The 8,266-nt window shown below is 65.3% G+C and carries 8 protein-coding genes and 1 rRNA gene; all 9 read left to right on the top strand.

The window, feature by feature from the left end; all coding sequences use genetic code 11:
* Window positions 1–97, top strand: a 5S ribosomal RNA gene (gene rrf, locus CH285_RS15465); the annotation flags it as partial.
* A 74-nt stretch (window positions 98–171) separates the two neighbouring features.
* Window positions 172–1,053: a tetratricopeptide repeat protein gene (locus tag CH285_RS15460; protein ID WP_080731014.1), complete on the top strand. Its 882-nt coding sequence runs from the start codon at window positions 172–174 to the stop codon at window positions 1,051–1,053.
* Entirely contained in the window at window positions 1,050–2,039 is a 990-nt protein-coding gene (locus CH285_RS15455) for an HAD-IIA family hydrolase (RefSeq protein ID WP_032388328.1), read from the top strand. Before CH285_RS15460 ends, CH285_RS15455 begins: the two co-directional genes overlap by 4 nt.
* A 64-nt stretch (window positions 2,040–2,103) precedes the next feature.
* The gene (locus CH285_RS15450; RefSeq protein ID WP_032388329.1) at window positions 2,104–2,346 is read left to right on the top strand and encodes a hypothetical protein; all 243 of its coding nucleotides are present in this window, start codon (window positions 2,104–2,106) and stop codon (window positions 2,344–2,346) included.
* Between the two features lies 1 nt (window position 2,347).
* A complete protein-coding gene (locus CH285_RS15445) occupies window positions 2,348–3,175 on the top strand; it encodes a TlyA family RNA methyltransferase (RefSeq protein ID WP_032385011.1) in 828 nt (275 codons plus the stop codon).
* Window positions 3,172–4,137, top strand: a complete 966-nt coding sequence (locus CH285_RS15440) for an NAD kinase (RefSeq protein WP_027497219.1) — start codon at window positions 3,172–3,174, stop codon at window positions 4,135–4,137. Before CH285_RS15445 ends, CH285_RS15440 begins: the two co-directional genes overlap by 4 nt.
* A gap of 2 nt (window positions 4,138–4,139) precedes the next feature.
* On the top strand, window positions 4,140–5,909 hold the full coding sequence (recN, locus tag CH285_RS15435) for a DNA repair protein RecN (protein ID WP_032388437.1): 1,770 nt from the start codon (window positions 4,140–4,142) through the stop codon (window positions 5,907–5,909).
* An 84-nt stretch (window positions 5,910–5,993) separates the two neighbouring features.
* A complete protein-coding gene (gene steA / locus CH285_RS15430) occupies window positions 5,994–7,178 on the top strand; it encodes a putative cytokinetic ring protein SteA (RefSeq protein ID WP_032366203.1) in 1,185 nt (394 codons plus the stop codon).
* Window positions 7,175–8,122 carry a copper transporter gene (locus CH285_RS15425; RefSeq protein ID WP_032370606.1) on the top strand — a complete coding sequence of 316 codons (948 nt, stop codon included), beginning with the start codon at window positions 7,175–7,177 and terminating at the stop codon, window positions 8,120–8,122. The genes steA and CH285_RS15425 overlap by 4 nt, the downstream gene beginning before the upstream one ends.
* Window positions 8,123–8,266 lie beyond the last annotated feature (144 nt).

The raw sequence follows: 8,266 nt of genomic DNA, 5'->3' as shown, positions 1-8,266 counted from the left end.
GGAAACGCCCGGTCCCATTCCGAACCCGGAAGCTAAGCCCTCCAGCGCCGATGGTACTGCACTCGACAGGGTGTGGGAGAGTAGGACACCGCCGAACACCCGTTGTAAGAAGGGGACCCACTTGGTGGGTCCCCTTTTTGCGTTTGTACCCGAAAATCCGAAAGGACGCCCGTGTCGGAAGACAACAACGATCGTCGCCCCTCCCGAGCAGACGGTGGCAATCGCCCCAACGAGTCCCGAGATCGCAACCCCCGCGCTCAGGACCGTCGCGCCGACTCGCGTCGTTCGGACGGTCCTCCCCGCAGGCGTGGTGGGGAAGGTGGGTTCTCCGGCGATCGCCGCGGAAACAGCGCATCGTCCGACCGTCGACCCCCGCGGCCAGACGAGCCGGATCTGCCCGACGAGGTCGAAGCCGGCCAGCTCGAGCCGGCAGTGCGCCGGGATCTGCTGAGCTTGGACAAGAACAATGCCACTGCTGTGGCGCGTCACCTCGTGATGACCAGCCGCCTGCTCGACGACGACCCGCAGTTGGCGCTGCTGCACGCGCGCGCTGCTCGTCAGCGGGCCGGCCGCATTGCCGTCGTACGCGAGACGGCCGGTATCGCGGCATATCACGCGGGTGAATGGGCGGAGGCTCTGTCGGAACTGCGGGCGGCACGTCGAATGGCCGGCGGCCCCGGCCTCATCGCGGTCATGGCCGACTGCGAACGCGGACTCGGGCGCCCCGAGCGGGCCATCGAACTCGGTCGCAGCGACGAAGCGCGGGAACTGACCGGTGAAGAGGCGTCGGAACTCCGGATCGTCGTCGCCGGCGCTCGTATGGATCTCAATCAGTACGACCAGGCCGTCGTCACCCTCCAGACTCCCGATCTCGACGCGTCCCGGTCGGGTACGGCTGCGGCTCGTCTGTTCTACGTCTACGCCGATGCGCTCGTTGCTGCCGGTCGCGTCGACGAAGGTGTGAAGTGGTTCCTCAACGCTGCCGCGGCGGATGTCGATGGAGAAACCGACGCAGAAGAGCGGGTCGAGGAGTTGTCCGGGGGCAGTCGGTGACATTACTGCGCGACGCCCACGACGTTCTGCTGCTCGACCTCGACGGCACCGTCTACGCCGGCAAGGAACCCATTCCGGGTGCAGTGGAGGCGCTTTCGGGTGGTTCCGAGAAGCAGTTCTTCGTCACCAACAATGCCAGTCGCGCACCGAGCGATGTCGCCGAACACCTCCGCGAACTCGGTTTCGACACCACAGCGGAATTTGTCGTCACCAGTTCCGAAGCAGCAGCCCGAGTACTCGCGGACAGACTCGATCCTGGCTCACGCGTCCTCGTCGTCGGTACCGACGCCTTGGCGACCGAGATCGAGAAGGTGGGATTGACGCCGGTGCGCTCTGCCGACGACCAGCCGGTTGCGGTGGTTCAGGGACATTCGGTCGATACAGGGTGGCCCATGTTGGCCGAGGCGGTGCTGGCTGTGCGTGCGGGCGCGCTGTGGGTCGCGACCAACGTCGATGCGACTCTTCCGACCGAGCGCGGCCTCGTTCTCGGCAACGGTTCGATGGTGGCAGCAGTGCGCAATGCCACCGACGTCGAGCCCATCGTTGCAGGCAAGCCCGCGGCTCCCATCATGCGTGACGCCGTCGAGCGAAGTGGTGCCAAGTCGGCGCTCGTGGTCGGGGACCGGCTCGATACCGATATAGCAGGCGCGAACGAAGCTGCCCTCCCGTCGCTGTTGGTCCTGACAGGTGTCAGTACCGCTGCAGAGTTGCTTCGTGCTCCGAAGCACCTGCGTCCCACTCACATCGGTCGTGATCTCGGGGTTCTGAACAAGGACGAGTCGGCGTCCGAGGTCGCTGGTAAGGATGGCTGGACGGTCGGCATCGACGACGAGGTCCTGTCCGTGCGGTTCGAGGGTGCTGCCGAGATGGATGCCTTCGAAGGTCTGCTCGCCGTCCTCGATGTTGCGTGGTCGGGTTCGGAATTCTCGGATGTTCGCTTCGACGGGGATGGACTCTCCGATCTGCGCTCGTTGTTGGGTTGTTGACACGGGTTCGTGCAGTCGGCCGCGAGCGGGCGTTCGTCGGACCCATCCGATAGCGTGAAAGGTGATGAGCGCGTCGATTCCACTCCCAGGACAACACCGGCCGAACGCGGTCGGCGAACAGTCGTCCGCAGATCCGGACAGCATCAGGGCCGAGGTGTCGTCGCTGCTCGCGCAGCTCACCATCGGGTCGCAGGCAGACCTCGACTCGGAGGCCGTCGATTCGGACGCCCTGGCGCGTGATGCGAGTGTGCTGGACCGGGCCCATGAAGTGCTGGTTCGGGCCTTGACGACCGTCGACAAGACCTGACGTGGCCCGTCGCGCACGTGTCGACGCAGAACTGGTCCGTCGTGGATTGGCCAGATCTCGTGAACACGCCTCAGAACTCATCGAAGCAGGCCGGGTGAAGATTGCCGGAACCGTGGCTTCGAAGCCCGCTACCGCCGTCGAGCCGGGCACTCCGCTGTTGGTGGCCGAGGAAGACAACGAAATCAGCTGGGCGTCTCGCGGCGCGCACAAACTGCTCGGTGCCCTCGACGCGTTCGAGCCACTGGGTCTGACCGTCGACAACGCGCGGTGTCTCGACGCCGGTGCCTCCACGGGAGGTTTCACCGACGTTCTGCTCAGTCGCGGTGTGCGTGAGGTCGTTGCGGTCGACGTGGGTTACGGCCAGCTCGTGTGGCGGCTGCAATCCGACGAACGCGTGCACGTCATCGATCGCACCAATGTGCGTTCGATAGATGCCGACACGATCGGGGGCCCTGTCGACGTCATCGTGGCAGACCTGTCGTTCATCTCTCTGAAGCTCGTTCTTCCCGCTTTCGTCGCGTGCTCCACGTCGGGTACGGACATGGTGTTGATGGTCAAGCCTCAATTCGAGGTCGGCAAGGACCGCGTCGGTTCCGGCGGCGTCGTGCGAGACCCGGCGCTGCGGGCGGAGGCCGTCGAGGACGTCGCGAATGCCGCGCTTGCGTCGAACCTGCGAGTCGAGGCGGTCGCCGCAAGCCCACTGCCGGGACCTTCGGGCAACGTCGAGTACTTTTTGTGGCTGAAGGCGGGCGCAGGTGACGGTTCGCCGCGTACCGACGTGGACGTCACCGAGTTGGTCCGTCACGCGATCGAGGAAGGACCACAGTGACTCCGTCCCATGCAGCTCCGACACAGGAGTCCGTTCGGGAGATTCTTCTCGTCGCACACCCCGGCCGGCCGGACATCGCCGAGACGGCGCGCCGAGTGGGCAAAGTGTTCGACGAAGCGGGTATCTGTCTGCGGGTTCTCGTCGACGAAGTGGAACCGTCCAAGATCGAGGCATCGGACACCGAGGAACACGACCATGTGTTCGTGGCGGACATGAGGCTCAACGTCGTCGAGTTCGGTCCCGATGCGGCCGCCGGGTGCGAGATGGTTCTGGTTCTCGGCGGTGACGGAACGTTCCTGCGAGCGGCCGAGCTCGCACAGGCGGCCGACATCCCGGTTCTCGGTATCAACCTCGGCCACGTGGGGTTTCTCGCCGAGGCCGAGGCCGACCATCTCGAGGACGCGCTGGCGCGGGTCATGGCCGGCGACTACCGAATCGAACAGCGGATGACGTTGGACATTGCCATCCGAGTGGGCGACCAGGTCGTCGAGCGTGGGTGGGCCCTGAACGAGGCGAGCATCGAGAACGGTTCCAGGCTCGGGGTCCTCGAGGTCGTTCTCGAAGTGGACGGGCGTCCGGTCTCCGCGTTCGGCTGCGACGGAGTGCTCGTGTCGACACCCACGGGGTCGACGGCATATGCGTTCTCTGCAGGCGGGCCGGTGGTGTGGCCGGAACTCGAAGCCATACTGGTCATTCCGAGCAACGCCCATGCCCTCTTCGCGCGTCCGCTCGTCACCAGCCCCGAGTCGATCATCGCCGTCGAGATCGATGCCGGCGGACACGATGGTTTCGTGTTCTGCGACGGCCGCCGCACATTGGGGTTGCCGGCGGGAGCACGCGTCGAGGTCGTGCGGGGAGCATCGCCCATCAAGTGGGTTCGCCTCGATTCGGCACCGTTCGCCGATCGCATGGTCAAGAAATTCGAACTGCCCGTGACCGGGTGGCGGGGGAGAGCGAGGTAGGGATGCTCGAAGAGATTCGGATCGACAGCCTCGGAGTCATCTCCGGTGCGAGCGCACAATTTCACGAGGGGTTGACGGTTCTCACCGGCGAGACCGGTGCGGGCAAGACGATGGTGGTCACCAGCTTGCATCTGCTGTCGGGTGCACGCGCCGATGCAGGTCGGGTGCGGCTCGGTGCCCAAAGGGCCGTGGTCGAGGGGCGATTCAGCACCGACACCGCCTCGGAACAGGTGATCGAGGATGTCGAGAAGGTGCTCGAATCCTCGGGAGGTCAACGCGACGAAGACAATTCGATCATCGCCGTGCGAACGGTCAACTCGGACGGCCGCTCACGTGCACATCTGGGTGGACGAAGCGTCCCCGCATCGGTGCTGTCGAACTTCACCGATTCGCTGCTGACAGTGCACGGCCAGAACGATCAGTTGCGGCTGCTGCGCCCCGATCAGCAACTCGGTGCACTCGACAGATTCGCCGGTGATTCGGTTGCCTCTCTGGTGGCGAAGTATCGCGCCGCCCGTAAGACGTGGCTCGACGCACGCAACGAATTGATCGACCGCACCGAACGCAGCCGTGAATTGGCTCAGGAAGCGGACCGGCTGCAGTTCGGCCTGCAGGAGATCGACTCCCTGGCACCGGAGCCGGGTGAGGATCGCTCCGTGGCCGAGGATGTGCGCAGGCTCGGCGACCTCGATTCGCTGCGAGAAACCGCCGAGGGTGCCGCCGCGGCTCTCGTCGGGAGTACCGAGGAGGCGTCGGACACCACGTCTGCGCTGTATCTGTTGGGCGAGGCACGATCGCGTCTCGAACACGCCGACGACGCTGCTCTCACAGAACTGCTGCCCCGGTTGAACGACGCGATGGCCGTCGTCGGCGACATCGGTGCCGACCTGACCACGTATCTGTCGGATCTCCCGTCGGATCCAGGAGCTCTCGATACGATCCTGAACCGGCAGGCCGAGCTGAAGTCTCTGACGCGCAAGTACGCCGCCGACGTCGACGGTGTCATCGCGTGGGCCGAGGACGCTCGCGAACGTTTGTCTCGGATCGATACCTCTGCCAACGCGCTCGCGGAGCTGAGTGCGCGTGTCGAGTCGGCTGCGGTCGATGTCGCGGCCGCCGCGTCCAAGCTGAGCGCTGCCCGGTCGAAAGCGGCGACGAAGCTGTCCAAAGCCGTCAGCGTCGAGCTGGCCGGACTGGCGATGGGAAAAGCCAAGCTGCAGATAGATGTTCGATCGCTGCCGGCCGGACCGTCGGACACGGCACCGATCGTCGTCGACGGTACCGAGTTGCATGCGGGTAGTACCGGCGTCGACGAGGTCGAGTTCCGGTTGTCCGCGCACGACGGCGCCCAGGCGTTGCCGATCAGCAAGAGCGCGTCGGGCGGCGAGCTCTCGCGGGTGATGTTGGCGCTCGAGGTGGTGCTGGCGGGCTCCGACAAGGGCGCGACGATGGTGTTCGACGAGGTCGACGCCGGAGTCGGTGGTCGGGCGGCGGTCGAGGTCGGTCGTCGGCTCGGTCGGCTGGCTCGTACTCATCAGGTCATCGTCGTCACCCACCTGCCGCAGGTGGCTGCGTTCGCGGACACGCATCTGGTGGTGGACAAGACCGACGCCAAGAAGGGGGCGGCGAACAGCGGAGTCCGGACGCTGTCGTCCTCGGAACGCGTCGTCGAACTCGCCCGGATGCTCGCCGGGCTCGACGACACCGAGACCGGTCGCGCACACGCAGAGGAGCTGTTGGCCACCGCAAACGCGGATCGAGCTGCCCTGTAACTTTTGGTGCTGATGTGATCAGTGTGGTAGTTGTTTCGGCGCGCCTCCATGGCCGGGCGTGTCGATCGGGTCATCATGGTGGGCATGAAGATGCCGGCACTGCTGTCACGTAGTCAGGATTCGCTGCCCGGAATCACCGGGATCGCGCGAGTCGATCGCAACACGGCCAAGCTGCTCAAGCGGGTCGGCCCCGGCGACATCGTCGTTCTGGACGAGCTCGATCTGGACCGGTTGACCGCAGATGCGCTCGTCGAGGCCGGGGTGCTCGCGGTCGTCAACGCGTCGCCGTCGATCTCCGGCCGCTATCCCAACCTCGGCCCCGAGGTCATCGTCGCCAACGGGATCACCTTGATCGACTCGGCCGGCACCGAGATCTTCAAGAAGATCAAGGACGGCACCAAGATCCGGCTCAACGACGGTGGCGTCTACACCGGCGATCGCCGCCTCGCCAAGGGTGAGGAGCAGAGCGAAGCCGAGATCTCGGACAAGATGATCGAGGCCAAGACCGGGCTGGTCGACCATCTGGAAGCGTTCTCGGGCAACACGATCGAGTTCATCCGGACCGAGAGTCCTTTGCTGATCGACGGCGTCGGGGTGCCGGACATCGACATCGACCTCAAGGGTCGTCACGTCGTGATCGTTGCCGACGGGCCAGGGCACGCGGAGGACCTGAAGAATCTCAAGCCGTTCATCAAGGAGTACTCGCCCGTCATCATCGGCGTCGGTGCGGGCGCGGACACAGCGATGAAAGCGGGACACCGCCCGGATCTGATCGTCGGCGATCCGGAGGACGTCACGGCGCAGACACTCAAATGTGGTGCAGAAGTGGTACTTCCGGCCGATTCGGACGGACACGCGCAAGGTCTCGAACGCATCCAGGATCTCGGTATCGGTGCCATGACCTTCCCGGCGACCGGTGCTGCTGCGGACCTCGCACTACTGTTGGCCGACCACCACGGCGCGTCGCTGATCGTGTCGGTCGGTAGCCCGGCCAGCCTGGACGAATTCTTCGATCGCGGACGACGCAACACCAACCCGGCCGCGTTCATGACGCGTCTGAAGGTCGGTGCCAAGCTGGTCGACGCCAAGGCGGTGGCCACGCTGTACCGAAGCCGCGTGTCGGGCGGTGCAATTGCCCTGCTCATTCTCGCTGCGCTCGTTGCGGTGATCGTGGCGTTGGCCGTCTCCAACATCGGCGGCGAATCCTTGGATTGGGCGATCGATCTGTGGAACCGATTCGCACTGTGGTTCCAGGGGTTGCTTTCGTGATTTCGCTTCGCCAACATGCCATTTCGCTGGCTGCCGTGTTCGTTGCGTTGGCCATCGGCATCGTCCTCGGCTCGGGCCTGCTGTCCAGCGGACTGGTCTCGGGTCTGCGAGACGACAAGACGGGTCTCGAGAATCAGGTCGACGATCTGCAGTCGACCAACAATCAGCTCGGCGAGCAGCTGAACTCGGCCGACGGTTTCGATGCGGCGGTCTCGGGTCGAGTACTTCGGGACACCCTCGTCGATCGCAGTGTCGTGGTCATCACCACACCCGACGCAGATCCCGGCGATGTCGACGGCGTCACGCGGTCGATCGGAGCGTCCGGGGCCACGGTCACGGGTCGGGTATCGCTCACGGATTCGTTCGTGTCCGCGGCGAACGGCGACGATCTGCGCACCCGACTGACCAATGTCATTCCGGCCGGGGTGCAGTTGCGGACCGGGGCGGTCGACCAAGGAAGTCTGGCGGGCGACCTGCTGGGTTCGGTGTTGCTGCTCAATGCGCAGACGGCGCAGCCGCAATCGACCCCCGAGGAGCTGTCTCTCGCCCTCGAGACGTTGCGCAGCGGCGGATTCATCGCTTACGACAACGGGGCGGTCGCACCGGCGCAGCTGGCCGTGGTGGTCACCGGTTCGGGTGCCTCGGATGTCGAGGACGGCAACCGAGGTGCCATCGTCGCTCGCTTCGCAGGAGCCCTCGATTCACGCGGAGCAGGTGCGGTACTGGCAGGTCGTTCCGGTGCGGCAGAGGGCAACGGCTCGATCGCAGTGGTGCGTGCCGACTCGGCGTTGTCGTCGGCGCTCAGCACGGTGGACAACGTCGACCGTGAAGCAGGCCGGATCACCACGGTTCTCGCCCTGGCGGAGCAGCTGGACGGTGCTTCGGGCCGCTACGGCACCGGAGCGAACGCGAACGCCGTCACCGTCGGAGCGCCGGTGAGTTGATCGGCGCTCGCGTCGAATACGCGTGTCGTTGGCGGTGAGGTACGTACTGGTGTTACCGTGAAGTCCCGTGGGTAGCAGGCCCAATTTCCACGCTTTACCTCTCTTATCAGCCCCCTGATAGGAGCAAGCCCTGCAGACTCGTCA

Source organism: Rhodococcus sp. 05-2256-B1, from assembly GCF_002258465.1.
Classification (GTDB): domain Bacteria; phylum Actinomycetota; class Actinomycetes; order Mycobacteriales; family Mycobacteriaceae; genus Rhodococcoides; species Rhodococcoides fascians.
This window is presented reverse-complemented; position numbering and strand designations above follow the sequence as displayed.